At 70.8% G+C, this 26,961-nt stretch carries 24 protein-coding genes, 2 pseudogenes and 1 riboswitch; of the genes and pseudogenes, 13 read left to right on the top strand and 13 right to left on the bottom strand.

Annotation, left to right across the window (positions count from 1 at the left end):
• Nucleotides 1-197, top strand: a pseudogene (locus ACZ4EG_RS36485) (2-oxoacid:ferredoxin oxidoreductase subunit beta); the annotation flags it as partial.
• A gap of 16 nt (nt 198-213) precedes the next feature.
• Here ACZ4EG_RS36485 and ACZ4EG_RS36480 read toward each other — a convergent pair.
• On the bottom strand, nt 214-633 hold the full coding sequence (locus tag ACZ4EG_RS36480) for a winged helix-turn-helix transcriptional regulator (RefSeq protein ID WP_467793636.1): 420 nt from the start codon (nt 631-633) through the stop codon (nt 214-216).
• A 92-nt stretch (nt 634-725) separates the two neighbouring features.
• Between ACZ4EG_RS36480 and ACZ4EG_RS36475 the strand changes: the two genes are divergently transcribed.
• The 3 genes from ACZ4EG_RS36475 to ACZ4EG_RS36465 all read left to right on the top strand — a co-directional run bounded on the left by ACZ4EG_RS36475 (nt 726) and on the right by ACZ4EG_RS36465 (nt 3,168).
• Entirely contained in the window at nt 726-1,580 is an 855-nt protein-coding gene (locus tag ACZ4EG_RS36475) for an SDR family oxidoreductase (RefSeq protein ID WP_467793635.1), read from the top strand.
• A gap of 137 nt (nt 1,581-1,717) precedes the next feature.
• Nucleotides 1,718-2,686 (top strand): EamA family transporter RarD, encoded by a 969-nt coding sequence (gene rarD / locus ACZ4EG_RS36470; protein WP_467793634.1) that lies wholly within the window; start codon nt 1,718-1,720, stop codon nt 2,684-2,686.
• A gap of 5 nt (nt 2,687-2,691) precedes the next feature.
• Nucleotides 2,692-3,168 (top strand): VOC family protein, encoded by a 477-nt coding sequence (locus tag ACZ4EG_RS36465; RefSeq protein ID WP_363299862.1) that lies wholly within the window; start codon nt 2,692-2,694, stop codon nt 3,166-3,168.
• Here ACZ4EG_RS36465 and ACZ4EG_RS36460 read toward each other — a convergent pair.
• The gene (locus ACZ4EG_RS36460; protein WP_467793633.1) at nt 3,165-4,457 is read right to left on the bottom strand and encodes a tetratricopeptide repeat protein; all 1,293 of its coding nucleotides are present in this window, start codon (nt 4,455-4,457) and stop codon (nt 3,165-3,167) included. The genes ACZ4EG_RS36465 and ACZ4EG_RS36460 overlap by 4 nt on opposite strands.
• A 146-nt stretch (nt 4,458-4,603) precedes the next feature.
• Between ACZ4EG_RS36460 and ACZ4EG_RS36455 the strand changes: the two genes are divergently transcribed.
• Entirely contained in the window at nt 4,604-5,143 is a 540-nt protein-coding gene (locus tag ACZ4EG_RS36455; RefSeq protein WP_467793632.1) for a DUF6668 family protein, read from the top strand.
• A 97-nt stretch (nt 5,144-5,240) separates the two neighbouring features.
• A complete protein-coding gene (locus ACZ4EG_RS36450) occupies nt 5,241-5,831 on the top strand; it encodes a flavodoxin family protein (RefSeq protein ID WP_467793631.1) in 591 nt (196 codons plus the stop codon).
• A 34-nt stretch (nt 5,832-5,865) separates the two neighbouring features.
• Here the strand turns inward: ACZ4EG_RS36450 and ACZ4EG_RS36445 are convergent, their stop codons facing one another.
• The 5 genes from ACZ4EG_RS36445 to ACZ4EG_RS36425 all read right to left on the bottom strand — a co-directional run bounded on the left by ACZ4EG_RS36445 (nt 5,866) and on the right by ACZ4EG_RS36425 (nt 11,331).
• Nucleotides 5,866-6,762: an ABC transporter permease gene (locus ACZ4EG_RS36445; RefSeq protein ID WP_467793630.1), complete on the bottom strand. Its 897-nt coding sequence runs from the start codon at nt 6,760-6,762 to the stop codon at nt 5,866-5,868.
• Nucleotides 6,749-7,729, bottom strand: a complete 981-nt coding sequence (locus ACZ4EG_RS36440; RefSeq protein WP_467793629.1) for an ABC transporter ATP-binding protein — start codon at nt 7,727-7,729, stop codon at nt 6,749-6,751. Before ACZ4EG_RS36440 ends, ACZ4EG_RS36445 begins: the two co-directional genes overlap by 14 nt.
• Before the next feature lie 33 nt (nt 7,730-7,762).
• Entirely contained in the window at nt 7,763-9,004 is a 1,242-nt protein-coding gene (locus tag ACZ4EG_RS36435) for a LolA family protein (RefSeq protein ID WP_467793628.1), read from the bottom strand.
• A gap of 238 nt (nt 9,005-9,242) precedes the next feature.
• Nucleotides 9,243-10,196 (bottom strand): CHRD domain-containing protein, encoded by a 954-nt coding sequence (locus ACZ4EG_RS36430; RefSeq protein WP_467793627.1) that lies wholly within the window; start codon nt 10,194-10,196, stop codon nt 9,243-9,245.
• Nucleotides 10,197-10,320: 124 nt separating this feature from the next.
• A complete protein-coding gene (locus ACZ4EG_RS36425) occupies nt 10,321-11,331 on the bottom strand; it encodes a polyprenyl synthetase family protein (protein ID WP_467793626.1) in 1,011 nt (336 codons plus the stop codon).
• A gap of 260 nt (nt 11,332-11,591) precedes the next feature.
• Here ACZ4EG_RS36425 and ACZ4EG_RS36420 point away from each other — a divergent pair.
• Both ACZ4EG_RS36420 and ACZ4EG_RS36415 read left to right on the top strand, forming a co-directional pair.
• Nucleotides 11,592-12,194 (top strand): annotated as a pseudogene (locus ACZ4EG_RS36420) (hypothetical protein); the annotation flags it as partial.
• A 558-nt stretch (nt 12,195-12,752) separates the two neighbouring features.
• Nucleotides 12,753-12,936, top strand: a riboswitch (cyclic di-AMP (ydaO/yuaA leader).
• Between the two features lie 3 nt (nt 12,937-12,939).
• Nucleotides 12,940-13,425, top strand: a complete 486-nt coding sequence (locus tag ACZ4EG_RS36415) for a transglycosylase SLT domain-containing protein (RefSeq protein WP_453560219.1) — start codon at nt 12,940-12,942, stop codon at nt 13,423-13,425.
• Nucleotides 13,426-13,472: 47 nt separating this feature from the next.
• On the opposite strand, the gene ACZ4EG_RS36410 is transcribed toward ACZ4EG_RS36415, so the two are convergent.
• Nucleotides 13,473-14,279: an HAD family hydrolase gene (locus tag ACZ4EG_RS36410; protein WP_467793625.1), complete on the bottom strand. Its 807-nt coding sequence runs from the start codon at nt 14,277-14,279 to the stop codon at nt 13,473-13,475.
• 165 nt (nt 14,280-14,444) lie between these two features.
• On the opposite strand from ACZ4EG_RS36410, the gene ACZ4EG_RS36405 reads away from it, so the two are divergent.
• Nucleotides 14,445-15,062, top strand: a complete 618-nt coding sequence (locus tag ACZ4EG_RS36405) for a hypothetical protein (RefSeq protein ID WP_467793624.1) — start codon at nt 14,445-14,447, stop codon at nt 15,060-15,062.
• A 54-nt stretch (nt 15,063-15,116) separates the two neighbouring features.
• Here the strand turns inward: ACZ4EG_RS36405 and ACZ4EG_RS36400 are convergent, their stop codons facing one another.
• Both ACZ4EG_RS36400 and ACZ4EG_RS36395 read right to left on the bottom strand, forming a co-directional pair.
• Nucleotides 15,117-16,319: an FAD-dependent oxidoreductase gene (locus ACZ4EG_RS36400; RefSeq protein ID WP_467793623.1), complete on the bottom strand. Its 1,203-nt coding sequence runs from the start codon at nt 16,317-16,319 to the stop codon at nt 15,117-15,119.
• A 68-nt stretch (nt 16,320-16,387) separates the two neighbouring features.
• Nucleotides 16,388-17,635, bottom strand: a complete 1,248-nt coding sequence (locus tag ACZ4EG_RS36395) for a carboxylate--amine ligase (RefSeq protein WP_467793622.1) — start codon at nt 17,633-17,635, stop codon at nt 16,388-16,390.
• Nucleotides 17,636-17,868: 233 nt separating this feature from the next.
• Here ACZ4EG_RS36395 and fahA point away from each other — a divergent pair, with 233 nt between their 5' ends.
• The 4 genes from fahA to ACZ4EG_RS36375 all read left to right on the top strand — a co-directional run bounded on the left by fahA (nt 17,869) and on the right by ACZ4EG_RS36375 (nt 21,534).
• Complete coding sequence (fahA, locus tag ACZ4EG_RS36390; RefSeq protein WP_467793621.1) at nt 17,869-19,089, top strand: fumarylacetoacetase; 1,221 nt, start codon at nt 17,869-17,871, stop codon at nt 19,087-19,089.
• An 87-nt stretch (nt 19,090-19,176) separates the two neighbouring features.
• Nucleotides 19,177-19,950, top strand: a complete 774-nt coding sequence (locus ACZ4EG_RS36385) for a hypothetical protein (RefSeq protein ID WP_467793620.1) — start codon at nt 19,177-19,179, stop codon at nt 19,948-19,950.
• Entirely contained in the window at nt 19,947-20,324 is a 378-nt protein-coding gene (locus tag ACZ4EG_RS36380) for a GntR family transcriptional regulator (protein WP_467793619.1), read from the top strand. The genes ACZ4EG_RS36385 and ACZ4EG_RS36380 overlap by 4 nt, the downstream gene beginning before the upstream one ends.
• Nucleotides 20,325-20,595: 271 nt before the next feature.
• A complete protein-coding gene (locus tag ACZ4EG_RS36375) occupies nt 20,596-21,534 on the top strand; it encodes a M56 family metallopeptidase (protein ID WP_453560200.1) in 939 nt (312 codons plus the stop codon).
• Nucleotides 21,535-21,543: 9 nt separating this feature from the next.
• On the opposite strand, the gene recQ is transcribed toward ACZ4EG_RS36375, so the two are convergent.
• The 3 genes from recQ to ACZ4EG_RS36360 form a co-directional block, all read right to left on the bottom strand.
• Nucleotides 21,544-23,547: a DNA helicase RecQ gene (gene recQ, locus ACZ4EG_RS36370; RefSeq protein WP_467793642.1), complete on the bottom strand. Its 2,004-nt coding sequence runs from the start codon at nt 23,545-23,547 to the stop codon at nt 21,544-21,546.
• Between the two features lie 196 nt (nt 23,548-23,743).
• Nucleotides 23,744-25,393, bottom strand: a complete 1,650-nt coding sequence (gene nuoN / locus ACZ4EG_RS36365) for an NADH-quinone oxidoreductase subunit NuoN (protein WP_390732785.1) — start codon at nt 25,391-25,393, stop codon at nt 23,744-23,746.
• Complete coding sequence (locus ACZ4EG_RS36360) at nt 25,390-26,961, bottom strand: NADH-quinone oxidoreductase subunit M (RefSeq protein WP_467793618.1); 1,572 nt, start codon at nt 26,959-26,961, stop codon at nt 25,390-25,392. The genes nuoN and ACZ4EG_RS36360 overlap by 4 nt, the downstream gene beginning before the upstream one ends.

The following is a 26,961-nucleotide window of genomic DNA, read 5'->3' as shown; positions in this document are numbered from 1 at the left end:
CGACGGCGTTCGCCCTCTCCCGCCTCGCCGACCCGGACAACCTGCACCACACCCCCATCGGGGTCTTCCGCTCCGTCGACCGGCCGGTCTACGACGCCGAGATGGCCGACCAGCTGGACACGGCGGTCGAGCAGAACGGCAAGGGAGACCTGGCCGCGCTGCTGGCCGGCGGGGACACCTGGACGGTGGTCGGCTGAGCCGGCCGACGCGCGTTCACGAGGCCCGGGACTGGATTTCCCGGGCCTCGTCGTATGCCCGGCGGGCCTTCTCCACGTCGTCCATCCGGCCCTCGGTCCACAGCGCCAGCGCCCGCACCTGTTCCGCGGCCTCGCGGCCCAGGTCGGTCAGGGAGTAGTCGACGCGGGGCGGGATGACCGGCTTGGCGTCACGATGGACCAGCCCGTCGCGCTCCAGGGTCTGGAGGGTCTGGGTGAGCATCTTCTCGCTGACCCGGCCGATCGCCCGGCGCAGCTCGCTGAAGCGGTACGACCGGTCGAGGAGCTCGATCAGGACCAGGACACCCCAGCGGCTGGTGACGTGCTCCAGGACCATGCGGTGAGGGCACATCGCCTCACCGACCACGTACTTGGACGGCCCGCCTGCGGCCGATGCCCCCTCAGCACTTACTCTCATGCCAGTACCTTACTTCAAAGTGGGTACTTTCATGCAGTTAGTGCACCTCCTAGGGTTAGTGACAGCCGCACCCCACAAGGAGATTGCAGACCATGAGCATCGTCGTCACCGGAGCCACCGGGCACCTCGGCCGCCACGTCGTGGAGCAGCTGCTGGAGAAGGTCCCGGCCGGGCAGATCACGGCCGTCGTGCGCGATGAGGCCAAGGCGGCCGACTTCGCGGCGCGCGGCGTGAAGATCGCCGTCGCGAACTACAACGAGCCCGAGACCTTCGACGGACTCTTCGCGTCCGGCGACAAGGTGCTGCTGATCTCCGGCAACGAGTTCGACAAGGGCCGTGTCCAGCAGCACCAGGTCGTCATCGACGCCGCCAAGGCGGCAGGCGTGGCGCTGCTGGCGTACACCAGCGCCCCCGGCAGCCTGACGGCCGCGCTCGCCGACGACCACCGGGCCACCGAAGAGCTGCTGCTCGCCTCGGGCCTGCCCTACACGCTGCTGCGCAACAGCTGGTACCACGAGAACTACACCGAGAACCTCGCCCCGGTGCTGGAGCACAACGCCGTCGTCGCGGCGGCCGGTGAGGGCCGCGTCTCCTCCGCCTCGCGCGCCGACTACGCGGCCGCCGCCGTCGCCGTGCTCACCGGCGAGGGCCACGAGAACCGGACGTACGAGCTGGGCGGCGACGAGGCCTGGAGCCTGGCCGAGTACGCGGCCGAGCTGAGCCGGCAGACCGGCAGGGAGATCGGCTACAACTCCGTGCCCGCCGAGGCCCTCCAGGGCATCCTCACCGGCGCCGGCATGCCCGAGCCGTTCGCCGTGATCCTGGTCGGCGTGGACGCGTCCATCGCGAAGGGCGAGCTGGTCATCTCCTCCGGCGACCTGTCCCGGCTGATCGGCCGCCCGACCAGCCCGTTCTCCGAGGCCATCACCGCCGCGCTCAAGGGCTGAGACTCCCCCGCCGGGCCCGGGCGCGCCCGCACCCCCCGCTGTCATGACCGTATAGCGATACGGGCATGACAGCAGGGGGTGCGCGGCGTTACCTTTCGTCCAGCGGACAGGACGCGTGGAGTGAGCAGGAGGGGCCCGTGGCCGACATATCGAAGGGCGAGCGGCGGACAGGTCTGCTGAACGGCTTCGCGGCCTATGGGATGTGGGGGCTCGTTCCCCTCTTCTGGCCGCTGCTGAAGCCCGCCGGATCGGTGGAGATCCTCGCCCACCGGATGGTGTGGTCCCTCGCGTTCGTCGCCGTCGCGCTCGTCTTCGTACGGCGCTGGGCCTGGGCCGGGGAGCTGCTGCGGCAGCCGCGCCGGCTGGCCCTGGTCGCGTTGGCGGCAGCGGTGATCACGGTCAACTGGGGTGTGTACATCTGGGCCGTGAACGCCGGTCACGTCGTGGAGGCCTCGCTCGGGTACTTCATCAATCCCCTGGTCACCATCGCCATGGGTGTGCTGCTCCTGAAGGAGCGGCTGCGGCCCGTGCAGTGGGTGGCGGTGGGCGTCGGGTTCGCCGCCGTGCTCGTCCTGACCATCGGGTACGGGCAGCCGCCGTGGATCTCCCTGTGTCTCGCGTTCTCCTTCGCCACGTACGGGCTGGTGAAGAAGAAGGTCAACCTCGGCGGCATCGAGTCGCTGGCCGCCGAGACCGCGATCCAGTTCCTGCCCGCGCTCGGCTATCTGCTGTGGCTCACCGCGCACGGCGACTCCACATTCAGCACCGGCAGCACCGGGCACTCCGCCCTGCTCGCCTCGACGGGAATCGTCACCGCGTTTCCGCTCGTCTGCTTCGGGGCGGCCGCGATCCGCGTGCCGCTGTCCACACTGGGGCTGCTCCAGTACCTGGCCCCCGTCTTCCAGTTCCTGCTCGGCATCCTCTACTTCCACGAGGCCATGCCGCCCGAGCGCTGGGCCGGCTTCGCGCTGGTCTGGCTCGCGCTGTCACTGCTCACCTGGGACGCCCTGCGCACCGCCCGCCGCAGCGCCCGCGCCCTCGCCGAACTCCGGGACAGCCGCATCCCCGCTTCCCGTGAGGAGGACACCCGCGTCGGCTATAAGTGAGCGGCATGACACAGACTCCGGACGCCACACCCGCCCCGCTGCACTGGAAGCTCGTCGTCGACGCCGCCGACCCGCATGCACAGGCCGACTTCTGGGCCGCCGCGCTGCACTACGAGGTCGAGGACAACAGCGCGCTCGTCGAGCGGCTGCTGGAACTCGGCGCGCTGCCGGGTGAGGCCACCGTCGAGTTCCACGGCCGCGCGGCCTTCCGGGACCTGATCGCCGTACGGCACCCCGACGACCCGTACGACAAGGAACGCGGCATCGGGCTGGGGCGGCGGCTGCTGTTCCAGCGCGTCCCCGAGGCCAAGACCGTCAAGAACCGGCTCCATCTCGACCTGCACCCGGGTGAGGGACGGCGGGCCGACGAGGTCGAGCGGCTGAAGAGGCTGGGGGCGCGCGTGCTGCGGGAGGTGCGGGAGCCCTCCGGGGAGTGGGTGGTGATGGCGGACCCGGAGGGGAACGAGTACTGCGTCGCCTAGGCGTTGCCGGGGTGCGCGGCCCTGCGGGCGCGTTCGGTCAGGCGGCCCATGCGGTTGTGCGCGGACTCCAGCTGCTCGATGTCGTCGGCGGCCGGGCCCTCCTCGGCGGTGAGCTCCGTCCACAGCTCGATCAGTTCCCGGCCCAGGCTCAGGCCCTGCTCGGGGTCGCGTACGGCGCGCCAGGCCGCGGCCGCGCTCTGCACGTTGCCGTACGCCCCCTCGGCGTCGCGGGCCTGGCGGCGCCGCCGGGCGAGGTCGAGCGAGAGCCGGAAGGCGCGGAGCGGGTCGCCGGCCAGGTAGGCGATGTAGGCGGTCAGCTCACGCAGGTGGAGCACCTCGAGGTGGTCCGGGCCGAGCAGGGCCGAGGCCTCCGCGACCGTGCGCTGCGCCAGCTCGGCCGCGGAATCGATCCGGCCCGCCTTGACGGCCTCGTTGATCCGCGTCATCGGCTCGGTGAGCAGCGCGGCACCCTCCTCGGTGGTGGTCACGGGACCGTCACCGAGCACCTCTTCGGCCACGGCGTCGAAGCCGCGGGCGGGGGTGGGCTTGGGGTCGGGGTCGGGTTCGGTGACGTAGTCGGGGGCGGGGGGCCTGGCGGCCGGGGATTCCGCGGCCGCCTTCGGCTCTGCGTCCGGCTCGGGTACGGCGATCGGCTCTGGTACGGCGACAGGCTCGGGTAGGGCAACAGGCTCCGGCCCGGCGGCCGGTCCCGGCTCGGTGCTCATGACGGGCGGCGGCCCGAACACCCCGGTCGGCATCTGGACGATCCCGGGGCCCACGGGCTCCCCGCTCGCCGCCGCCTCCGGCACCGCCCGCAGCGGAAACGTCGGCACGGCATCCCGCACCGGCTCATCGACCGACCGCAGCAGATGGGTGGGCTTGTCCGAAGCGACCCGCTTACGCAGCGACGCCACCCGCTCGGGCAGCGGAGCCACTCGCTCGGGCAGCGAAGCGACCCGCTCGGGCAGCGGTGCCACCCGCTCCGCCGGCGGAGCCATCCGCAGCGGTTCCCCCGCGAAACGGCTGGAACCGTCCGCCTCCACCTGGAGCGGGACGACGTAACCGATGCGGGCGTCGTGGACCGAGGCGAGTATGGGGCGGCCGGCCGCGAGGACCAGGCCGTGGAGGTGGTTCAGGACGGCCTGCTGGATCTCCTCGCCGGGCCCCGCCACGACCGGTACGCCGGCGACCGACGCGCCGCCCGTACCCGAAACGCGGACATCCACCGGTTCCGCCGGGAAGGCGGCCCGCTGCTGTTCCCGCTTCTTCTCGCGGCTGAGTCGAGACATCGGTCCCCTCACTCCCCCGGCGTCACGATCCGGTCGTACACCTGCGTACTGTCGAGTGTCTCCTGTCGCTACGGTTCCCACGTCACCGCGATGTCACAGACTCGCACCAGGCGCTGACACGCCATCGGAACAGGAGGAGCGCAAGAATGCAGCCAGGCGGGCAGCAGGGGCCGGAGATCTGGATCCGTGGACCGGTCGCCGTACCGGAGCGGGAGCGGCATCCGGAACCGGACCGGATGTGGGGGACGCCCGCGCACGGACCCTTTGCCGCCCGGCACTTCTCCTGGGTCGGCACGCACGGCGGCGCGGGCACCAGCACGCTCGCGGCGGTGTACGGCGGCCGGGACTGCGGGCGCGACTGGCCCGGGCCGGACGCCCCGCCGTCGGTACTGCTCGTGGCGCGGACCCACGCGACCGGGCTGGCCCGTGCCACGCAAGCCGTCGAAACGTTCCGGCAGGGCGCCGCACCGGCCGGTCTCGACCTGGACGCCGTGGTGCTCGTCGCGGACGCCCCGGGACGGCTGCCGCGCCAACTGGACCGGCAGGTCAAGGTGATCGAGTCGGCCGTCGACGTGTACCGCGTGCCCTGGGTGGACGACTGGCGCCTGGGCGATCTGAGCGGCGGGGCGCCGCGGGGGACCGATGCGCTGGTGCGGTTGACCGGGGCAGCGGGCGGCGGGCGGTAGTCGCGCGGGAGCCCCCTTCCCAAAATACTTGCGCATGCATATGATGCATGCGCTTGTATTGATCGCACGCCGTACGCCGATCCTCCTGGGGGGAACCATGACCCGCCGCTTCCTCTTCGTGCTGGGCAGCGCCCGCGCCGACGGGAACTCCGAGCTGCTGGCCCGCAAGGCCGCCGAGCAGCTGCCCGCCGAGGTGGAGCGGCGGTGGATCAGCCTCGCCGAGCACCCGTTGCCCGACTTCGTGGACCGGCGGCACGACAGCGACCACGTGCGGCCCGCCTCCGGCAGCACCACCGGCCTGTTCCTGGACGCCACGCTCGCGGCCACGGACATCGTGATCGTCTCGCCGCTGTACTGGTACTCGGTGTCCGCCCAGACCAAGCGCTACCTGGACCACTGGTCGGGCTGGCTGCGCACCCCCGGCCTGGACTTCAAGGCGGCCCTCGCCGGGCGCACGCTCTGGGGCGTCACCGCGCTCGCGCACGCGGAGCCGGAGGTGGCCGATCCGCTGGTCGGCCTGCTCAGCAACTCGGCCGCGTATCTGAGGATGCGCTTCGGCGGGGTGCTGCTGGGCAACGGCAGCGCGCCCGGGGACGTACTGCGGGACACGGAGGCGCTGACGCGCGCGAAGACGTTCTTCGCACGGGAGGCGCCACTCGCGCGGTTCCCCTACGAGACGGCCGCCTGAACCCCCTGCGGTGCCGGTACCGGCGCTGGTACCGCTAGGCGCTGATGTCCTTAGTCGTGAACCGCGCCCAGGCCGCCGAGCCGAACACCGCGGCGTACAGGGCCTGCAGGCCCAGGTTCTTGACCAGGTCGTCCCAGTAGACGGGGTCGCGCATCAGGTCGGCGAAGGACAGCCAGTAGTGGGAGAAGAAGTACGGCTGGAGCGAATGCAGTTGGGGTATCTGGTCGAGGATCTGGACGGTGATCAGCAGGCCCACCGTGGTCGCCATCGCCGCGATCCCGCTGTTGGTCAGCGTCGAGATGAACAGGCCGAGGGCCGCGATCCCGGTCAGTGACGCGGCGACGACCAGGGCGATCAGCAGGGCCCGGCCCAGGCCTTCGCCGAAGCCGATCCGGGTGCCGGAGATGGTCGTCAGGTCGCCGAGCGGGAAGAGCAGCGCGCCCACCGCCAGCGCGGAGACCGCGACCACCAGGGTGGCCAGCAGACAGAAGGCCATGGTGGTCGCGTACTTGGTGAGCAGGAGGCGGGTGCGGCCCGCGGGGGCGACCAGGAGGTAGCGCAGGGTGCCCGCGTTGGCCTCGCCCGCGATCGCGTCGCCCGCGACGACGCCGACCGCCATCGGCAGGAAGAACGGGAGTGTCGCCGCCAGTGCGGTGAACACGAGGAACAGGCCGTTGTTGGTGATCTGCGCGATGAAGGCGGGCCCTTCGCCGCCGCCGCGGCCGGCCCGCGCACCGCCCCTCGTCTCGATCTTCACCGCGATCCCGACCAGGATCGGCACTCCCGCCAGCACCCCCAGCAGAGCGAGCGTGCGCCAGCGGCGGAAGGTGGTGAGCAGTTCGCTGCGCAGCAGACCGAAGGTCCACAGCGGATTCGGGGCGCGTACGGCGGTCTTCTCCACCTGCGCCGGCACGAGTTCAGCCTGCGACATCGAAGCCCTCTCCGGTCAGTGCCACGAACGCGTCCTCCAACGAGGCCCGTTCGACCGCGAAGCCCCGCACGCGCACCCCGGCCGTCACCAACGCGGCCGTGAGGTAGGCAAGTTCACCGGACGGCGGCTCTCCGGTCACCCGGTCCTCGGCCATGACGACATCGGCGACCCCCCGCTCCTTCAGCACCCGGGCCGCGTCCTCGGTGTCCGGCGTGGTGACCACCAGCCGGCCGCGCGCGCCCGCCGCCAGGTCCGCCACCGCGCCCTGGGTGATGAGCCTGCCCTGCGCCATGACCGCCGCGTGCGTGCACACCTGCTCGATCTCGTCGAGGAGGTGGGAGGAGAGGAAGACGGTGGTGCCGTCGGAGGCCAGTTCCCTCACCAGGGAACGGATTTCGCGCATGCCCTGGGGGTCGAGCCCATTGGTCGGCTCGTCGAGGACGAGGAGTCTGCGGGGCTGGAGCAGCGCGGCCGCGAGTCCCAGGCGCTGCTTCATGCCCAGGGAGTACGCCTTCGCCTTCTTGGCGGCGGCGGCCGTCAGGCCCACCCGGTCCAGTGCCGCCGCGACGCGGGTGCGCCGGGTGCGCGGGTCGGCAGTCGGGTCGGCGGCGTCGTACCGCAGGAGGTTGTCCCGGCCGGAGAGGAAGCCGTACAGGGCGGGCCCCTCGATGAGCGCGCCGACGTGCGGCAGCACGGCGCGTGCGGACCGGGGCATGGGACGCCCGAGTACCCGCGCCGTGCCGGAGGTGGGCTCTATGAGCCCCATCAGCATGCGGATGGTGGTGGTCTTGCCGGAGCCGTTCGGACCGAGGAAGCCGAAGACGCTGCCCGCCGGGACGGTCAGGTCGAGACCGTCCACGGCGAGCTGTCCGCCGCGGTAGCGCTTGGTGAGGCCGCGGGTTTCGATGACGCACGGTTCCGCGTCCCCCGCGTCGCTCTCCTGCTCCGTGGCGGACGGTTCGTCCATCGGCTCCCTCGATTCGTCGTGCCCGCAGGGTACCTACTTCGCCGTGTTCGCCGCCTGCACCAGGGCGTCCTTGGTCACGGCACCGACGTAGACCTTGCCGTCGTCCGTGATCAGGGCGTTGATCAGGCGGGTGGAGAAGACCGTGCCCTTGCCGAACTTGCCGTGCACCTGGTCGCCGAGCGAGCCGAGGAAGCCGCCCAGGTCGCCGCCGCCGCCGGCGGAGCCGGACGGTACGCCGCCCTTGCTGCCGGTGTCGAAGGTGGCGATGGAGTTCCAGCCCTTGCCGAGGACGTCGAAGCCCTCGTCACCCTTGAAGCCCTCGTGCCCCTTGAAGCCCTCGGCTCCCTTGGTGAAGTCGTCGCCCGGCTTCAGGGAACCCTTCCCGGGCGCCTTCGCTGCCTGGTCCTCCTCGGTGACCTTCGCGCCCTTGGGCGGGGTGAAGTCGAAGGTCGAGGCGGCCGGCTTGGCGAAGCTGACCTGGGTGAAGCCGGCGTCGACGACGGCCGCGCCGCCGCTGTTCGGGGTGAGGGTGAACTTCAGCGGAAGCCCGGTCTTCGCGTCGACGGCGATGCTGATCGCGCCGACGGTGGTGCCGGACTGCTTGGGCTTGACGAGCAGCTTGTAGGCATCCCGTCCGGCCACCTGCACGGTGCCGTCGACGGTCACCGACGTGGTGTCGTCCACCGACTTGAGGGCCTCGTCGGCGAAGTCCTTGGGCGTGGCGGGCGGTTCGCTCCCCTTGTCCTTGCCCTGCTCGTCCGCCTTGCCGTGGTAGACCTCGTTGGACTTGCTGTCGTAGCCCCACACGTCCTTGCCGTTGTGGATGAGGCTGTACTCGGCGGCGCTCTCGATCAGCGAGAGCTTCTGCCGGTCCGGGCCGTCGGCGGCGACGCGCAGGGTGTGCGTGCCGCTGACGAGTTCGGTCAGCTTGGACGTCGGGTCGGCGGACGAACCGTCACCCGACGGGCTCGCGCCGGAGAGCAGACCGCTCTCCAGGCCGCCGAGGTCGGGGAGCCCGAGGTCCGTGCTGACCTTCACCGTGCCGGACAACTGCTGCACGTCCGACTTGGCGATCTTCTCGATGAGCTGCTGCGCGGTGATCTTCGGCAGATCGGGGTCACCGGAGTCGGCGAGCGCCGGGACCAGCCCGATGGTCGCCGCCGCCACCCCCACCACCGCGACCGGTACGACGTACCGGGCGGCCTTGCGACGTCCCGAGCGCAGGTCGTCGACCTGCGTCGCGCCCGTGGTGCCGTCGGATTCGTACGGTGCCATGTGTGCCTTACCTCCGTCGTCGGCGGCGGCTGTCCTCGCACTCTGTCCCACCCTGAGCCGCCATTCTCACCCGAATCGGTGAGGAGTGGTGATTTCCGTGGTTTCCAGTTGACCAAATCGGCCGTGCGGAAGCGTCAGCCCGCGGGCTCAACTCCGTGTACGACTGGGGTATGACACACGGAGGCGGCGCCTCCCCCGACCCGTAGGGGTCGGTCGCGTGGGAGACGCCGCTGTCGGCTCAGTGCGTGCGCACGAACACGTAGTCCGCCTGGTAGGGCACACCGACGATCCTGCCCGGGGTGCAGGAGCCGGCCGGGGCGAGCCCGCCGACGGTGTTCAGCCGCAGGATCTCACCGGTGCCGACGAGCAGTCCGTGGTGCTTGCCGGACCTGGTGGCCTTGAGGTCCAGCTCGGGGATGTTGCCGTCGCCGTTGGGCGTCTTGGCGATCAGGGCGCCCGTGACGGCGCTCCCGTCCGGCGCGGTCCACTGCGGTGTGCCGGAGTTGGGCTTCACGAAGGAGTGCCGGATGTGGCCGCCGAGCCGGGCACTGACGTCACGCTGCCCGAAGGCGTATCCGCCGCCCTCGGCCGCCTTGCACTCGTAGATCTGCTTCCCCTTGACGACGGAGGCCTGGAAGCTGCCGAGAACGTGCCGGAAGTCGGTGGTGGTGGTGACCTTGTGGAGCTGTCCGCGGACGGCTCCGCCCGGGAACTCGGCGGTGTGGAGATTGGCGTAGAAGGAACCGGGGTCCTCGGTGAGCTGCTTGAGCAGGGCGGGGTCGTTCACCTTGACGGTGCCGGTGAGGCTGTGCCGCCCCTGGGGAGCCTTGCCGAGCAGCTTCCCGAAGTCGATCCTGACGCCGCCGTTGGTGCCCTTGGCGCCCTGGTGGATGTGGAGATCGGTGGGCCTGCCGGTGCCGCGCCAGGCCACGGCGACGGACACCTTGTCCCCCTTGACCTCGATGAACTCCAGCGCCGCGCCGTCCTTGTCCCCCACGGCGGGGCCGCCCTCGACCGGCACCTCGTTGGCGCCCCGGAGGCTTGCGGCGAGGATGGTCGTTCCCTTGCCGGTGTGGCTCTCGGTGGCGGCGGCCGGGATCGCCGCGGCGGCGACACCGGCGGACGCGGCGATCGCGACGGCGGTGGCGACGAGGCCCTTGCGGCGCGCGAAGAACGTTCCGTTCATACCCATGATTCGGTTTTCTCCCCGTATGCGGCTGACGCCCCCTGCGTCAGCTTCTGGGCATGGGTACGGAAGGGATCTTAGATTGGACTCAGTCCATAAATGCGACGTGCGTCACACCGCTCGGCGGGAACTACCCGGCCCGGTGCACCACCGCGTCGCACAGTTCGAGCAGGGCGGCCTTGGCGTCGCACTCCGGCAGCGGGGCCAGCGCCGCCCGCGCGTCCTCCGCGTAGCGCACGGTGTCGCGCCGGGCCTGCTCCAGCGCCGGATGGTCACGGAGGGCGGCCAGCGCCTCGGCGTGGCGCGCGTCGTCGGTCAGGTCGGAGTCGAGGAGCTCGCACAGCGCGATGTCCTCGGCCAGCCCCAGCCGCTGCGCCCGCTCACGCAGCCGCAGCACCGGAAGGGTCGGGATGCCCTCACGCAGATCGGTGCCCGGCGTCTTGCCGGACTCGTGCGAGTCGGACGCGATGTCGAGCACGTCGTCCGCCAGCTGGAAGGCGACACCGAGCCGCTCGCCGTACTGGGTGAGCACGTCGACGACCGTCTCGTCGGCCCCCGACATCATCGCCCCGAACCGGCAGGACACCGCCACCAGCGAGCCCGTCTTGCCGCCCAGCACGTCCAGGTAGTGCTCGACCGGGTCCCGGCCGTCCGAGGGCCCCGCGGTCTCCAGGATCTGCCCGGTGACCAGCCGCTCGAACGCGAGGGCCTGGACCCGCACCGCCTCGGGACCGAGGTCGGCGAGGATCTGCGAGGCACGGGCGAACAGGAAGTCACCCGTGAGGACGGCGACCGAGTTGCCCCAGCGGGTGTTCGCGCTCTCGACACCGCGGCGCACCGCGGCCTCGTCCATCACGTCGTCGTGGTACAGCGTCGCGAGGTGCGTCAGCTCGACGACGACGGCCGAGGGCACGACACCCGGCGCGTACGGGTCGCCGAACTGGGCCGCGAGCATCACGAGCAGCGGCCGGAACCGCTTCCCGCCCGCCCTCACCAGGTGCTGGGCGGCCTCCGTGATGAACGGGACCTCACTCTTGGTGGCTTCGAGCAAGCCTTCCTCGACAGCCGCCAATCCGGCCTGGACATCGGCTTCCAGAGCCTGGTCCCGCACGCTCAGCCCGAACGGCCCGACGACGGTCACGTGGGGTCTCCTGTCTGCTGGTGTCTGCTGGCGATTACACGGTTTGTCGATAGGTCGCTGCCATCACTCAAGTCAGCGTATCCGGTCAGGTTTCGATCACCGATAGCGCCCACCGTTACAGCCCAGGCGGTATCGGATCACGACCGGTATGTTTTTAATCAGTTGATAAGGATTGATTTTTATCTACTCATCATGATGTGACACTGTTTGTCCCTATATACCCGCATGTACCCGGTCCGCCGGCACCACGGGTACCACCCATGAACATCCGTACGTCCTCCCCCTACGAGACCACGCACGACGACATCCGCATCCCCCAGCCCGACGGGACACGGCTGCACGCGCGCGTATGGCGGCCCCTGACGGACGAACCCTGACAAGCGGGCCACGGCCACGCCTCCGTCCGGGTCGACGCCCGCGGGCGCGGGAACAGCAGGGGCCGGCCGGCGGACGGGTGTACGGGGCCGGAGGCGGCCGGCACGACCCGTACCACGACACGGTCCTCCGTCCGGTCGAACACCCCCGCGCGACCGCGGCCGGCCGCCCGGCCCGGCAATCGGCTTCCTCCAGGAGACCCTGCGCCGGTGGGACCACTGACCCAGGGACGGCACCCCGCCCGACGGCGCCTCCGCCCCGGCGGACCCCCTGGGCCGGCCGCTCCTGCGCGCGTACGTCCTCGACTCCCGTCCCCCGGCCACGGCCTACGACACCCCCCGGCCCGCCGAGTCGGCGAGCCGCACTGACCCTCACCCCACGTGACGGGCGTCACACACCGGCTCCAGGGCGCTCCCGTTGTCGTGCGGTCCCCGATGCACACCGGCGTCGACGACGGCCGCCTCGTCCCGATCGGGAACGACGCCGACCTGCCGCCCGGCCGGCGGGAGGAGGACGCCCGTTCGGCCCGCTTCGAGTTCGCGGTGCCGGAGGAGACCTGGATGCCGGGGCGGCCCGGGGTGCGCTCAATCCCGTCCGCGCGCCACGGAGGACACGCCTTTCGAGCTGAGCGGCATCGGCCATGCGTTCCCGCCCGGCGCGGGCATCACCTGTGACACGGAACACTTCCCGGTCTTCGACGAAGCCATCTGCACGGGGGGGCGGCGAGGTGGTCTTCGACCGGACGTGGGAGAAGCGCGTCCCGCGGACCCCCGCGAACCCCCTGTGACCTGCATGTCTGATTTGCCTTGAATGTTATTCCGTGAGTTGGGTCACGCCACCTCATGTCGCGCCACATCCACCCAAACACCCGTTTGCCCTTTTCCCGTCGGCCAGTTGAGGCTGTGCAACCGCAAAGGATCAAGTACCCCATACGCCTCAACCCAAGGTCAATTGGTGCGTTCTGTGAATCAGGTACTTGTTCCCGACATGTGCTCTCGCATAGCTTCCGGCCAGTCAGGCGGACGCCGAATCCTGCCGCCGCCGGACGTAACCCATCGACGAACTCATTCGCGTAGGCAGGAGCGGGGGACCCAGGTAGGCCGCCGGACCGGACGACACATGTCGCACGGAACGGCTCGGGGTGAAGTCGCGCAGCCTCAGGGCGGCACGGCCGGGCACCTCCCCGTCCGAACCCGACAGCTCACCTCGCAGGCGACGGAGAGGAAATCCCCCATGGCCGCTGCCGCTCAGCCCCGCCGCACCACCCGCCTCGTCCGCAAGCTCGCCGTCGCCGGCACCGGCGCCGCGGTGCTCGCTCTCCCGCTCATCGGCGCGACCACGGCCTCGGCCGCCCCCGCCACCACGCCCGCCGCGGCCGACACGACCCTGGCCGGCTACCCGAACAACCTCGACGGCTGGATCCGCGAGTCCCTCGCCATCATGAAGGAAAGGCACATTCCGGGCACGTACAACGGCATCTACCGCAACATCATGCGTGAGTCGTCGGGCAACCCGCGGGCCATCAACCTGTGGGACTCCAACGCGGCCAAGGGCATCCCGTCCAAGGGCCTGCTCCAGGTCATCGACCCGACGTTCAACGCGTACCACGTGGTCGGAACGTCGTTCGACATCTACGACCCGGTCGCGAACATCACCGCCGCCTGCAACTACGCGGCCGCGCGGTACGGCTCGATGGACAACGTCTTCGGCGCGTACTGACGGACGCTACGGGGCGCGTGCTGACGGATCTCCCCGCAACGGGAGAGCTAGGCAAAGAGTCTTTCGAGGACGACGGCGATGCCGTCGTCCTCGTTCGACAAGGTGATCTCGTCGGCCACCGCCTTGAGTTCGGGGTGGGCGTTGGCCATCGCCACACCGCGGGCGGCCCAGTCGAACATCGGGATGTCGTTGGGCATGTCCCCGAAGGCGATGGCATGCCGGGCACTCACCCCCAGGTGTTCGGCGGCCAGCGCCAGACCGGTCGCCTTCGTGATACCGCACGGCTGGAGCTCGACGGTCCCCGGCCCGGACATGGTGACCGTCGCCAGCGAACCCACGACGTCACGGGCAGTCGCCGCCAACTCGTCGTCGGACAGGGCGTGATGGCGCAGCAGGACCTTGCTGATGGGTTCGCACCACAGATCGTCGCGCCGCGGGACCCGTACGGCGGGCAGGGTCGGGTGCGGCATCAGATACCCCGGCTCGATGAGCGTGAGCCCGTCCACCCCGTCCTGGTCGACGGCCGCGTACACCTGACCCACCTCGGCCTCGATCTTGCCGAGAGCGGTCTCGGCCAACTCCCGGTCCAGGGTGACCGACCACAGCAGTCGGTCCGCGCCGGCCTCGTACAACTGCGCGCCCTGTCCGCACACCGCGAGCCCCCTGCTGCCGAGTTCATCGAGCAGCGGCCGCACTCTCGGCGCCGGGCGCCCCGTCACCACGAGATGCTGCGCACCGGCCTCCACCGTCCGCGCGAGGGCCGCGCGGGAGCGGTCGGAGAGGGTGTCGTCGCCGCGGAGCAGCGTTCCGTCCAGGTCGGTGGCGACGAGTGAATACGCGGGGGGAGCGGCCATGATCAGAGAATACGGACAACATGCCGCTGCGGCTCACCCCCGTCCCAGCCGTTGTTCTCAACCCCACGGGGTCCGGGCGGAGATGCTGCCACCGCCCGTCGTCAGTGGTGCGCGTTAGGTTGCTGTCACTGCGCCGAGGGAGCTGAGGAAACGGGGGCGGATGTGGTGACGGACCAGCGGGACGTTTTCCGGAGGTATCTGCGCAAGGCGGCGCCCGCCGTTCTCGCGCGCTTCCCCGAGGAGTTGAGGCCCGAGATCTACGCCCTCTCCTTCCGCATCTGGCGCATCGACTACGACGAGCGCCACCCCTATGTGGCCATCGGCTACAACACCGAGACCCAGTACGAGCTGGAGAAGCACCACGGGGACCCCGGCGAGGCCCGCTGGCACTACGCCTGCTGGCTCCTGGACGGCTTCGAGATGCTCGGCAACGTCCCCGAGGACCCGGCCGGCGCACCGCTCTACGTCGAGGAGGTCAAGGAACTCGGCCTCTGGTTCGACGAAGACCGGGACGACGACGAGGGAGACCGGGACGACGACGAGGCGGGCGAGATCGAGGCCAAGCGCGATCTGCTCGGCCTGCATTTCGCCGACGCCTGTATCGATCTCGCCCGCCATCTGCACGAAAGCGGGGAGATCGAGCGGCTCTTCGGCCGTCGGCTGCCCGTCGTCGTCTTCGACATGGACTGCCCCGAGTGGGAGATCGAGGCCACCGAGGCGGCCAACCCCCCGGAGCTGATCGAGGAGTTCCTGGCGTGGCAGCGGGCGGCCGAGGAGGGGTAGCCGCCCGCCCTGCCGTCAACTCCTGCCGTCAACTCCTGCTCTCGGCCCCCGCGTTCAGCCGTGCGCCGCCGCCAGGTGCTTGGCCAGCCGCGGGGAGGCGAACTCGGTGCCGCAGACGAAGCGCATCACCGGGCCGTAGGACCCGGCGGCCGGGAGGCCGGTGAAGTAGAGGCCGGGGACCGAGGAGACAAAGCCGGCGCCGAGCTTCGGGGTGCCGCGGCTGACCGCGAGCCGGGTGCGCAGCTCATGGCCGAGGAAGTCCATGGCCGCGATGTTCACGCGGTAGCCGGTGGCCGCGACGACATGGTCGGCGCTGAGCCCGCGGGTGGCGCCGGCGAGGGTGCGGACCGTGAGGAGCGGGCTGCCGTCGGAGACGTCCGCGCCGACCAGCCGCTCGACCTCCTGGACCTGCACCTTGCCCTCGAAGCGGTCGCGCAGCCACCACGCGCCGAGCGGGCCGAGGACCCGGCGGACCAGATAGTGGCGGGCCTGGGCCGGGAGGTAGCGGTAGGGGTGGGGGTAGTAGCTGAGGGCCCACAGGGACCAGGCCCGGCCGAAGGGGGACTCCGGGCGCAGCTTCGGCTGCTTCCAGGGCGGGGCGCCGAAGGCCACCTTGCCGTGGCCGCGCGCGACCACGCGCACCTGTGCGCCCGCCTCCGCCGCCAGGGCGGCCGTCTCCAGCGCGGACTGGCCGGCGCCTATGACGATCAGCTCCTTGCCCTTGAAGGTGCTCAGGTCGTGGTGCTGTGAGCTGTGGGACACCGGGCCCGTGGGGGTGGGTCCGTCCGCCGCCGCCTTCGCCAGCTCCGCCGGGAGGTGGGCCAGGCCGGACAGCCCGGTCGCGACCACGACCGCGCGGGCCGTGAACAACTCCCCCGAGTCCAGCTTGAGTTCGAAGCCACCGCCCGTACGGCGGTCCACGGAGACCACCCGCACCCGCTCCAGTTCGGGCAGGAGGTTCCGCTGGAACCACTCGCCGTAGGAGATGAAGGTCTCGACCGGGATGAGGTCCTCGTCGGTCACCAGCCGGCGGATGCCCGCCGCGTCGCAGTAGTCGGCGAGGGTGTGGCCCCGCTGCGGGCAGTCGATGCTGGAGGCCGCCGGGGTCGACTTGAGGATCATTCCGGCGGGCATGTGGTCGCGCCAGCTCACCATGGGATCGCCGAAGACGCGCACGGGGATGCCGCGCGCCCGCAGATGGGCGGCGGTGGACAGGCCGAATGGTCCGGCACCGAGGACTGCTACCGGTTGAATCACGAAGTCCCTCCCCAGGACGTCATTTCGTCACTTCGTGGTCCGGTACGGACGGTCGGGACGTGGAACGTCTAGCTGCCCGAACCGGTCGTACTGCCACGGCGGTTGGTGCGCCACAGCTGGTACAGATGCTTCGCGCCCGGTCGCACGAAGCGCGCGAGCATCGTGAAGAAGGGCAGCGGATCGTCACCCGCGAGCCAGGCCAGCTCCGTCCCGCTCGCCCGCGCCGGTGCGTGCGGCGTCGTATAGCCGCTGCGGCGGTAGGCGAGGAGGGCGGGGAGGTCGATGTTCTCCACGATGTACCGGTGGCCGGCGCGCTGTTCCCCCTCCGGAACGGTGCGCCCGGTCAGATTCAGATGCATGGCGCGTACGACGTCCACCCCCGATTCGTTCTCGAAGAGGCGGAACTGGGCGCCCATGCGCGGGTTGAAGTCGAGGAGTTTGTACTGTCCGTCGCGGCGGTCGAAGCGCAGGTCGAGGTCGATGATGCCGCTGAAGCCAATCTGCTTGATGAAACGTGCGGCGAGGTCCGCGAGTTCCGGGTTGTCGACGACATAGGCGTTCGCCGTCATGCCCGCGTGCGGCGGCCATGAGCGGACCTTGACGCCGGTGAACATGGCGAGCGGGGCCGAGTCGGTGTCGAAGCAGGCGTGCACGATCCAGTCCTCGGCCTCCTCCCTCGGCAGGTATTCCTGGAGGATCACTCCGGGGTGCTCACCCCAGTCGCGGGCGAGCGTGAGCAGGCCCTCGCGGGTGGCGATCCGCGTGGTGCCGTTCACGGCGGGCCGTTTGCGCCGTACGAACGCCTCGCGGTTCTTGGCCACCACCGGGAAGCGGGCCTTCTCGGCGAAGTCCACGATCTCGTCGTACGACTGCGGGAAGGACGCCGTCGGGCTGGGGATGCCGTGTTCCATGCACAGTTCGTGCAGGCCCTGCTTGCTGGCCAGGCGGCGCGGCAGGCCGGGGTCGACGGGCGGAAAGAGGAACGTGTCCTTGAGCGCGTCCTGGTGCTCGGCGATCAGGACGGCGGCCTCTTCGTCGGTGGGGACGAGCACGGTGGGGCGGCCGATGCGGGCGCCGATGCGGAGCAGCCCCGCCACGAGGTACTCCGGCTCCTCGGCACCGCTCGTCGGCCAGACGAACGCGCGTTTGAGATACCGGGAGGAGGCCGCGGGGGTGTAGCGGTCCTCGGTGATCGCGTACATGGGGACACCCAGACGGCCCAGGCTGCGGATCGCGCCGACGCCACCGTGGTGCAGCGGGTAGTCGCCGAACTTGACGATCAGGCCCGGCACAGCACGGTCCGCCTCGAAAGGCACGCTGACGGCATTCCTGGCCACGGGTCCCCCCACGCGTCCCCCTACGGACCGGATCGACCCCGTCCGTGTCCCCCAAAGGACGCTAAGCCGGAATTGGCCCCTCCGACAAGGCCTATTCGGACATTGCGAACTCTTTAGACACTGCCGAAGAGGGGCACACCCCCGTAACGTGTGGCGCGACCACATGGAACGTATGGCCATGCACGGCACGGATGAGAGCGAGGCAGAACCCCATGCCCCCCTTCGACGTCCCCGAGGGCGACCCCTTCGGTCCGCACAACCTTCCGTATGGCGTGTTCTCGCCCACCGGCAGCCAGGAGCGGACCGTCGGAGTCCGGCTCGGCGACCACGTACTCGACGCCGGCGCGGCGGCGCACGCCCTCGGTTCCCCGTACGCCTCCCTGCTCGCGCAGCCGACCCTCAACCCGCTGCTGGCCGCCGGCCGCACGGCGTGGTCGGACGTCCGGCGCGCGCTGACGGCATGGGTCACGGTGCCCTCGCACCGCGAGACGATCGAACCGCTGTTCCACCCCCTGTCGTCGGTGACGCTGCATCTGCCCTTCCAGGTCGCCGACTACGTCGACTTCTACGCCTCCGAGAACCACGCCCGGAACGTGGGGCAGATCTTCCGCCCCGACGCCGAGGACTCGCTGACCCCCAACTGGAAGCATCTGCCGATCGGCTACCACGGCCGTTCCGGCACGGTCGTGGTGTCGGGAACGGATGTCGTACGGCCGTCCGGGCAGCGCAAGGGTCCGAACGACCCGGCGCCCGTCTTCGGTCCGTCCGTCCGGCTGGACATCGAGGCCGAGGTCGGCTTCGTGGTGGGCGTGCCGTCGGAGAGGGGCGGGCCGGTGGCGCTGGGCGACTTCCGGGAGCACGTCTTCGGACTGTGCCTGCTGAACGACTGGTCGGCGCGGGACATCCAGGCCTGGGAGTACGTCCCCCTCGGGCCGTTCCTCGGCAAGTCCTTCGCCACGTCGGTGTCGGCGTGGATCACCCCGCTGGAGGCGCTGGACGAGGCACGGGTGGCACCGCCCGAGCGGACGTACCCGCTGCTGCCGTATCTGGACGACTCCACCGAAGCGGTGGAGCCCGGCGGCTACGACCTGCGGATCTCCGTCGCGATCAACGGTCACGTGGTGTCCGAGCCGCCGTTCTCCACCATGTACTGGACCGCCGCGCAGCAGCTGGCGCACATGACGGTGAACGGGGCCTCGCTGCGGACCGGGGACCTGTACGGCTCGGGGACCGTGAGCGGTCCGGTGGAGGGCGAGCGCGGCTCGCTGCTGGAACTGACCTGGAACGGGCGGGACCCGCTCGAACTGCCGGACGGAAAGCGGACGTTCCTGGAGGACGGGGACGTGGTGACGCTGTCGGCGTGGGCCCCGGGCGCGGGCGGGGTCCGGGTGGGCCTGGGCGAGGTCACCGGGCGAGTTGTAGCAAGCAGTTGACACAAGCCCCCTGGGGATCGCATCTTGTACTCACCGCTTGATACAAGCGGTGAGTACAAGACGTGCTTCTTTTCCGGGGGAACTCTCATGACCGAAGTCGATGCCACCGCATCGGCGTCACGCAGGTTCGTCGACCGCTACGCCCGCTGGACGGGCCTGTTGGCGGGGGCGCTCGTGGCGTACTTGCTCATCCCGTTCGACCACGGGGACGGAATCCTGTACGCCATACCGGCGTTCGGGCTGTGCGCGGTGGCCGGGGTACTGGTCGGCGACGCGCTGACGCAGCCGGCCCGCGGTGCCGTGCGCACGGCCGGGCTGGACCCGCGCCGGGTGCGCGACTACGTGCCGCCCCGGATGACCTGGGCGCTGATCGCGATGGCGGTCGTACTGGTGCTGCTGCTGGGCGTGGCCGCCGCGGTGGCCTCGCCGGACGACGTGGGGCGGGCGGGCCGCGCGCTGACGATGACCTGCCGGGGCGGGACCGCGTCGTTCAGCCCCTGGCCCGGACTCCACTACGGCGTGCCGATACTGGCCTGCCTCGGCGTCGCCACCGGCGCCTGCGGCTGGTCCCTGCGGCGGATCGCGACCCGGCCCGGCGACGAGCAGTCCCGCCGCGACCGCAGCCTGGCGATCGTCGCGGCCTGGGGACTGGTGGTCTCGTTCTCCCTGTTCGGGACCACCACGGTGGCGGCGGGCGTGCTGATGGACTCCGGCTGCGGCGCGGCGGTGGGGGTCGTGGCCCGCTGGGTGCTGTGGCCGCTGTCCCTGGTCACCTTCGTGACCGTGGCGCTGATGCTGTCCATGGTCTGCGCGCCCCGGGCGACCTGGCGACGCCGGAGCGAACAGCGGGTGCGCCGGTGAGTGGCGCGGCCGTACGGGTCGACACCAACAGCCCGGTCCCGCCGTACGAGCAGATCCGCGCCCAGCTCGCGGTCCTGATCACCACCGGCCGCCTGCCGGAGGGCGAACGCCTGCCGACGGTACGGCAGTTGGCGGCCGACCTGGGCCTGGCGGCGGGAACGGTGGCCCGCGCCTACCGCGAGCTGGAGTCGGCGTCGCTGATCCGCACCCACCGGGGCGCCGGAACTCGGGTGGCGCCGCTCCCGACCCCGCTCCAACGCCCCGACCCGGCCGAACTCGCCTCGCTGACCAGGAGGTTCATTGCGGAGGCGCGGGCCATGGGGGCGGGCGAGGAGGCGGTTCTGAGCGCTGTGCGAGGGGCGTTGCGGGAGTAGGTGACGGCTGGGCGGCGGCGGGCGGAAGCCCGGGTGCGGCGGCGCGGAAATCCGGGGTGGCGGATAGCCCTCGACTCCTGACTCCGGGGGTCCGTCACCGTCATACTGACGGGGCACAGCACAACCCGGCGTACGACAGCGGTAGCACCGCCGTGTGCCTGTTGCACCACCCGCCGCATCACCGACGTACGGCCGCGCCCTGCGCCGTACGAGCCGCCGTACCACCCCGGCCACCCGCCCCTGTCTCCGACCAGGAACCGGAGCCCCCGGCATGACCGTCTGCCTGCTCCTGCTGAGTGTCGTCGCCCTGTTGGCCGCCGTGCCGGCGCCGCGCGCGCTGACCCGGGCCGTGTGGCCCGAGCGGGAACCCGTGGTCGGGCTGTGGGTGTGGCAGTGCCTGGTCGCCACCGTGCTGCTGTGCTGCCTGGCCGCGCTGGTGCTGGGGACCGCCACCGTCTTCCACACCGTGCGCGACCGGGTCTTCGCACCCGCGCCGCCCGCCGTCACCGCCGCGTACGACCTCTCCGTCGCCCCGGTCTGGGCCGTAGCGCTCACCGTGCTGCTGGCCTGCGGCGCCGCGTGGACGACGGCGATGCTCGCCCGTGAGCTCGCCGACGCACGCAGGCGGCGCGGACTGGCCCGGGCGCACCTGCGCGAACGCGCCCCCGACCTGCCCGCGGGGCTGCCGGCCACGCGCGGGCCCATGCTGGTGCTGGAGGACGAGTACCCGGACGCCTGGTGGATGCCCGGACACCCGCCCCAACTGGTCGTCACCACCGGGGCCCTGCACCGGCTCACCGACCATCAGCTGGACGCCGTCCTGACCCATGAGCGCGGTCACGCCCGCGCCCATCACGACTGGCTGCTGCACCTCTCCACCGCGCTGGCCACCGGCTTCCCGCGCGTCCCGCTCTTCGCCCACTTCTGCGACCAGACCCACCGCCTGGTCGAACTGGCCGCCGACGACACGGCGTCCCGCCGCTGCGGCCACCTCACCACGGCCCTGGCCCTGATCGAGCTGAATCAGCACCGCGGCGTCCTGTCCTGCGCCTCCAGCCACCGTCTGCTGGGCGAGCGCGTCGACCGCCTCCTGGAGCCCCCACCGCGGCTGCTCCGCCGTCAGCGGGCGCTCACGACGACGCTGGCCGCGCTGGTCCCGCTCCTCCCGCTGCTGATCACGTTCGCTCCGGGCCTCACGGCGCTGTCCTGACCCGTCGGGCTATATCCAGTCCTCCGGCTCCGGCTCCATGTCCATCTCGGGCCAGTCGTCGTCCGGGGCGGCGGCGGTCGCCGGTGCGGCCGCGGCCGGGGATGCGGCAGTGGCTGAGGCTTCGGCCGGACCGTCCATGGAGGCCAGCACCCCGAGCACGCCCTCCCCGTACGTCGCCAGCTTCTTCTCCCCCACGCCACTGACCGTGCCCAGCTCGGCCACCGAGCCGGGCCGGCTGCTGACGATCTCCCGGAGCGTGGCGTCGTGGAAGATGACGTACGCCGGAACGCCCTGCTCACGAGCCTGTTCGGCGCGCCAGGCACGCAGGGCCTCGAAGGCGGGGAGCAGGTCGTCGGGCAGCTCGGCCACGGCGGCCTTGGGCTTGCGGTCGCCCCGGCCGGACGAGGACGACGTGGTGCGCGCGGCCGCCGGCTTCTTGGGCTCCTTGCGCAGCGGCACCTCTCGCTCCCGCCGCAGCACCGCTCCGCTCGCCTCGGTGAGGACCAGCGTGCCGTACTCCCCTTCGACCGCAAGCAGCCCCTGAGCCAGCAACTGCCGGACGACGCCCCGCCATTCGCCCTCGGCCAGGTCCTCGCCGATGCCGAACACGGACAGCTGGTCGTGGTCGAACTGGATCACCTTGCCGGTGCGCTTCCCGAGCAGGATGTCCACGATCTGCACGGCGCCGAACTTCTGCCCCCGCTCCCGCTGGAGTCTGACCACCGTCGACAGCACCTTCTGCGCGGCGATCGTGCCGTCCCAGGTCTCCGGAGGAGTGAGGCAGGTGTCGCAGTTGCCGCAGCCCGCGGGTTCGGGGTCCTGGCCGAAGTAGGCGAGCAGCTGGCCGCGACGGCAGCGGGCCGTCTCGCAGAGCGCGAGCATCGAGTCGAGGTGGGCGGCCGCCCGGCGACGGAAGGCCTCGTCGCCCTCGCCGGACTGGATCAGCTTGCGCTGCTGTATGACGTCGTTCAGGCCGTAGGCCATCCAGGCCGTGGAGGGCAGTCCGTCACGGCCCGCACGGCCCGTCTCCTGGTAGTAGCCCTCGATCGACTTGGGCAGGTCGAGGTGGGCGACGAACCGTACGTCCGGCTTGTCGATGCCCATGCCGAAGGCGATGGTCGCCACCACGACCAGGCCGTCCTCGCGCAGGAACCGGGACTGGTGCGCCGCGCGTGTCCCCGCGTCCAGGCCGGCGTGGTAGGGCACCGCCTCCACGCCGTTGCGGCTCAGATACTCGGCGGTCTTCTCCACCGAGTTCCGCGAGAGGCAGTACACGATGCCCGCGTCGCCCGCGTGCTCCTCCCGCAGGAAGGCGAGCAGCTGCTTCTTGGGGTCGGCCTTGGGCACGATGCGGTACTGGATGTTGGGCCGGTCGAAGCTCGCCACGAAGTGGCGTGCCGTCGGGATGTGCAGCCGCTGTGTGATCTCCTCGTGCGTCGCCCGGGTGGCCGTCGCCGTGAGCGCGATCCGCGGGACGTCCGGCCAGCGCTCGCCCAGGACGGACAGGGCCAGATAGTCGGGGCGGAAGTCATGGCCCCACTGGGAGACGCAGTGCGCCTCGTCGATCGCGAACACGGCGACCTTGCCCCGGGACAGCAGGTCCAGGGTGGAGTCCAGGCGCAGCCGCTCGGGCGCCAGGTACAGCAGGTCCAGCTCGCCCGCCAGGAACTCCGCCTCGACCACGCGCCGCTCGTCGAAGTCCTGGGTGGAGTTGATGAACCCGGCGTTCACACCTAGCGCCCGCAGCGCGTCGACCTGGTCCTGCATCAGCGCGATCAGCGGGGAAACCACGACTCCCGTACCCGGTCTGACCAGCGCGGGGATCTGGTAGCACAGCGACTTTCCGCCGCCGGTCGGCATGAGGACGACGGCGTCGCCACCGGCCACCACATGCTCGATGACCGCTTCCTGCTCACCACGGAAGGCCTCGTACCCGAAGACTCGGTGCAGTGTGGCCAGCGCCTCGCTGTCGGTCGCCCCTGGCATCTCGCTGATCCCGCCCGTCCCACCCATCGTCGTGCCCCCCGTACGTCGTCCCTCGACCACTGCAACCACGATAGGGCTCCGCACCGACAGCACCGGAGTTATCCACAGGTTCCGTCCGCTCCGTTGTGTGGTCGCCCGCTGGCACGGGGTGATCGCAGAGCGCGGCAAACGGCCCGGCACCCGTGAGGGGGTGCCGGGCCGCTGCTGTTCCGACCGGGGCTGCTCAGCGCACGAACACGCTCGCCTGGCTCGCCAGGTTCAGGAAGTACTGCGGTGCCACACCGAGGACCAGGGTCACCGCCACGCCCACGCCGATCGCCGCCATGGTCAGCGGGGACGGCACGGCGACCGTCGGCCCCTCCGGCCTCGGCTCGCTGAAGAACATCAGCACGATCACGCGGATGTAGAAGAACGCCGCGATCGCCGAGGAGATCACACCGATCACGACGAGCGGCGCGGCACCGCCCTCCGCCGCCGCCTTGAACACCGCGAACTTACCGGCGAAGCCAGAGGTCAGCGGGATACCGGCGAAGGCCAGCAGGAACACCGCGAACACGGCCGCGACCAGCGGCGAGCGCCGGCCGAGACCGGCCCACTTCGACAGGTGCGTCGCCTCGCCGCCCGCGTCGCGCACCAGCGTGACCACCGCGAACGCGCCGATCGTCACGAAGGAGTACGCGGCCAGGTAGAAGAGGACGGACGAGACGCCGTTCTGCGAGGTCGCGATGACACCCGCGAGGATGAATCCCGCGTGCGCGATCGACGAGTAGGCCAGCAGCCGCTTGATGTCGGTCTGGGTGATCGCGACGATCGCGCCGCCCAGCATGGTCAGAACCGCGATGGCCCACATGACCGGCCGCCAGTCCCAGCGCAGACCGGGCAGGACGACGTACAGCAGCCGCAGCAGGGCGCCGAACGCCGCCACCTTCGTCGCCGCCGCCATGAAGCCGGTCACCGGCGTCGGGGCGCCCTGGTAGACGTCGGGCGTCCACATGTGGAACGGCACCGCGCCCACCTTGAACAGCAGGCCCATCACCACCAGGCCGGTACCGATCAGCAGCAGCGCGTCGTTGCCCATGGTGTTGGCGAGCGCCGGGTCGACATTGGTGACCGTGCCGTCCACGACCTGCGCGATCCTCGCGTACGACACCGAGCCCGCGTAGCCGTACAGCAGCGCGATGCCGAACAGCGTGAACGCCGAGGCGAACGCGCCGAGCAGGAAGTACTTGACCGCGGCCTCCTGCGACATCAGCCGCTTGCGGCGGGCCAGCGCGCACATCAGGTACAGCGGGAGGGAGAAGACCTCCAGGGCCACGAACAGCGTCAGCAGGTCGTTGGCCGAGGGGAACACCAGCATGCCGGCGACGGCGAAGAGGAGGAGCGGGAAGACCTCGGTGGTGGTGAAGCCCGCCTTGACCGCCGCCTGCTCGCTGTCGCTGCCCGGCACGGACGCGGCCTGTGCCGCGAACGAGTCGACCCGGTTGCCGTGCGCCGCCGGGTCCAGGCGCCGTTCGGCGAAGGTGAACAGCGCCACCAGAGCGGCCAGCAGGATCGTGCCCTGCAGGAACAGGGACGGCCCGTCGACCGCGATCGCCCCCATGGCGGCGATGTGCGCCTTGGTCGTGCCGTATCCGTCGGACGCGAGCGCGACGACCGCCGCGAAGGCGGCGCACAGCGCGACGACGGACACGAACACCTGGGCGTAGTACCGGGACTTGCGCGGTACGAACGCCTCGATGAGCACCCCGACGACGGCTGCGCCGACGACGATCAGGGTGGGCGACAATTGCCCATATTCGATCTTCGGCGTCTCGATCTTCGAGATCGGTTCGGCCGCGGTTGTCCACAGGCTGTGGACGGCTGCTGCGCTCACTTGGCCGCCTCCACCTCGGGCTTGGGGTCGGTCTTGTGTACGTCCGACAGGGTCTGCTTGACCGCCGGGTTGACGATGTCCGTGACGGGCTTCGGGTAGACGCCCAGGAAGATCAGCAGCACCACCAGCGGAGCCACGACCAGGAGTTCACGTGCCCTGAGGTCGGGCATCGCGGAGACCGCCGGCTTCACCGGGCCCGTCATCGTCCGCTGGTAGAGGACGAGGGTGTAGAGCGCCGCGAGGACGATGCCGAAGGTGGCGATGATGCCGATCACCGGGTAGCGGGTGAAGGTGCCGACCAGGACCAGGAACTCGCTCACGAACGGCGCCAGCCCCGGCAGGGACAGCGTCGCCAGGCTGCCGATCAGGAACGTGCCGGCGAGCACCGGAGCGACCTTCTGCACGCCGCCGTAGTCGGCGATGAGCCGCGAGCCGCGCCGGGAGATCAGGAATCCGGCGACCAGCATCAGCGCGGCCGTCGAGATCCCGTGGTTGACCATGTAGAGCGTGGCGCCGGACTGGCCCTGGCTGGTCATCGCGAAGATGCCCATGATGATGAAGCCGAAGTGCGAGATCGACGCGTACGCCACCAGCCGCTTGATGTCCCGCTGGCCGACCGCGAGCAGTGCCCCGTAGATGATGCTGATCAGCGCCAGTACGAGGATCGCGGGCGTCGCCCACTTGCTCGCCTCCGGGAACAGCTGGAGGCAGAAGCGGAGCATCGCGAAGGTGCCCACCTTGTCGACGACCGCCGTGATGAGGACGGCGACCGGGGCGGTGGCCTCCTGCATCGCGTTGGGCAGCCAGGTGTGCAGCGGCCACAGGGGCGCCTTCACCGCGAAGGCGAAGAAGAAGCCCAGGAACAGCCAGCGTTCGGTGTTCGTCGCCATGTGCAGCGAGCCGTTGGCCCGCGCCTGCGCGATCTCCGGGAGGCTGAAGTTCCCGGCGACCACGTACAGGCCGATCACCGCGGCCAGCATGATCAGACCGCCGACCAGGTTGTACAGCAGGAACTTCACGGCCGCGTACGACCGCTGCGTCGAGGCCACCTCCTCGCCGTGCTCATGGGCACGGTCCCCGAAGCCGCCGATGAGGAAGTACATCGGGATGAGCATGGCTTCGAAGAAGATGTAGAAGAGGAAGACGTCGGTGGCCTCGAAGGAGATGATCACCATCGCCTCGACGGCCAGGATCAGCGCGAAGAAGCCCTGCGTCGGCCGCCAGCGGCGGCTTCCGGTCTCCATCGGGTCGGCGTCGTACCAGCCCGCGAGGACGATGAACGGGATCAGCAGGGCGGTCAGCGCGACGAGGGCGACCCCGATGCCGTCCACCCCCAGCTCGTACCTGACCCCGAAGTCCTTGATCCAGGCATGGGATTCGGTGAGCTGGTAGCGGGCGCCGTCCGGGTCGAAGCGGACCAGGACGACGATCGCGAGGACGAGGGTGGCGAGCGAGACCAGCAGCGCCAGCCACTTGGCGGCGGTGCGCTGCGCTGCCGGTACGGCCGCCGTGGCGACCGCCCCGACGGCCGGGAGCGCCGCCGTCACTGTCAGCAGAGGAAAGGACAT

Source organism: Streptomyces sp. NPDC025638 (assembly GCF_055558775.1).
The sequence above is the reverse complement of the archived record's forward strand: the minus strand, read 5'-3'. Positions and strand labels throughout refer to the sequence as shown.

Bases quoted from the DNA above. Each gene is read 5' to 3' on its own strand.
- ACZ4EG_RS36480 (WP_467793636.1), bottom strand. From the start codon at position 633: ATGAGAGTAAGTGCTGAGGGGGCATCGGCCGCAGGCGGGCCGTCCAAG.
- ACZ4EG_RS36475 (WP_467793635.1), top strand. From the start codon at position 726: ATGAGCATCGTCGTCACCGGAGCCACCGGGCACCTCGGCCGCCACGTC.
- ACZ4EG_RS36465 (WP_363299862.1), top strand. From the start codon at position 2,692: ATGACACAGACTCCGGACGCCACACCCGCCCCGCTGCACTGGAAGCTC.
- ACZ4EG_RS36460 (WP_467793633.1), bottom strand. From the start codon at position 4,457: ATGTCTCGACTCAGCCGCGAGAAGAAGCGGGAACAGCAGCGGGCCGCC.
- ACZ4EG_RS36455 (WP_467793632.1), top strand. From the start codon at position 4,604: ATGCAGCCAGGCGGGCAGCAGGGGCCGGAGATCTGGATCCGTGGACCG.
- ACZ4EG_RS36450 (WP_467793631.1), top strand. From the start codon at position 5,241: ATGACCCGCCGCTTCCTCTTCGTGCTGGGCAGCGCCCGCGCCGACGGG.
- ACZ4EG_RS36445 (WP_467793630.1), bottom strand. From the start codon at position 6,762: ATGTCGCAGGCTGAACTCGTGCCGGCGCAGGTGGAGAAGACCGCCGTA.
- ACZ4EG_RS36440 (WP_467793629.1), bottom strand. From the start codon at position 7,729: ATGGACGAACCGTCCGCCACGGAGCAGGAGAGCGACGCGGGGGACGCG.
- ACZ4EG_RS36435 (WP_467793628.1), bottom strand. From the start codon at position 9,004: ATGGCACCGTACGAATCCGACGGCACCACGGGCGCGACGCAGGTCGAC.
- ACZ4EG_RS36430 (WP_467793627.1), bottom strand. From the start codon at position 10,196: ATGGGTATGAACGGAACGTTCTTCGCGCGCCGCAAGGGCCTCGTCGCC.
- ACZ4EG_RS36415 (WP_453560219.1), top strand. From the start codon at position 12,940: ATGGCCGCTGCCGCTCAGCCCCGCCGCACCACCCGCCTCGTCCGCAAG.
- ACZ4EG_RS36410 (WP_467793625.1), bottom strand. From the start codon at position 14,279: ATGGCCGCTCCCCCCGCGTATTCACTCGTCGCCACCGACCTGGACGGA.
- fahA (WP_467793621.1), top strand. From the start codon at position 17,869: ATGCCCCCCTTCGACGTCCCCGAGGGCGACCCCTTCGGTCCGCACAAC.
- ACZ4EG_RS36385 (WP_467793620.1), top strand. From the start codon at position 19,177: ATGACCGAAGTCGATGCCACCGCATCGGCGTCACGCAGGTTCGTCGAC.
- ACZ4EG_RS36375 (WP_453560200.1), top strand. From the start codon at position 20,596: ATGACCGTCTGCCTGCTCCTGCTGAGTGTCGTCGCCCTGTTGGCCGCC.
- recQ (WP_467793642.1), bottom strand. From the start codon at position 23,547: ATGGGTGGGACGGGCGGGATCAGCGAGATGCCAGGGGCGACCGACAGC.
- ACZ4EG_RS36360 (WP_467793618.1), bottom strand. From the start codon at position 26,961: ATGTCCTTTCCTCTGCTGACAGTGACGGCGGCGCTCCCGGCCGTCGGG.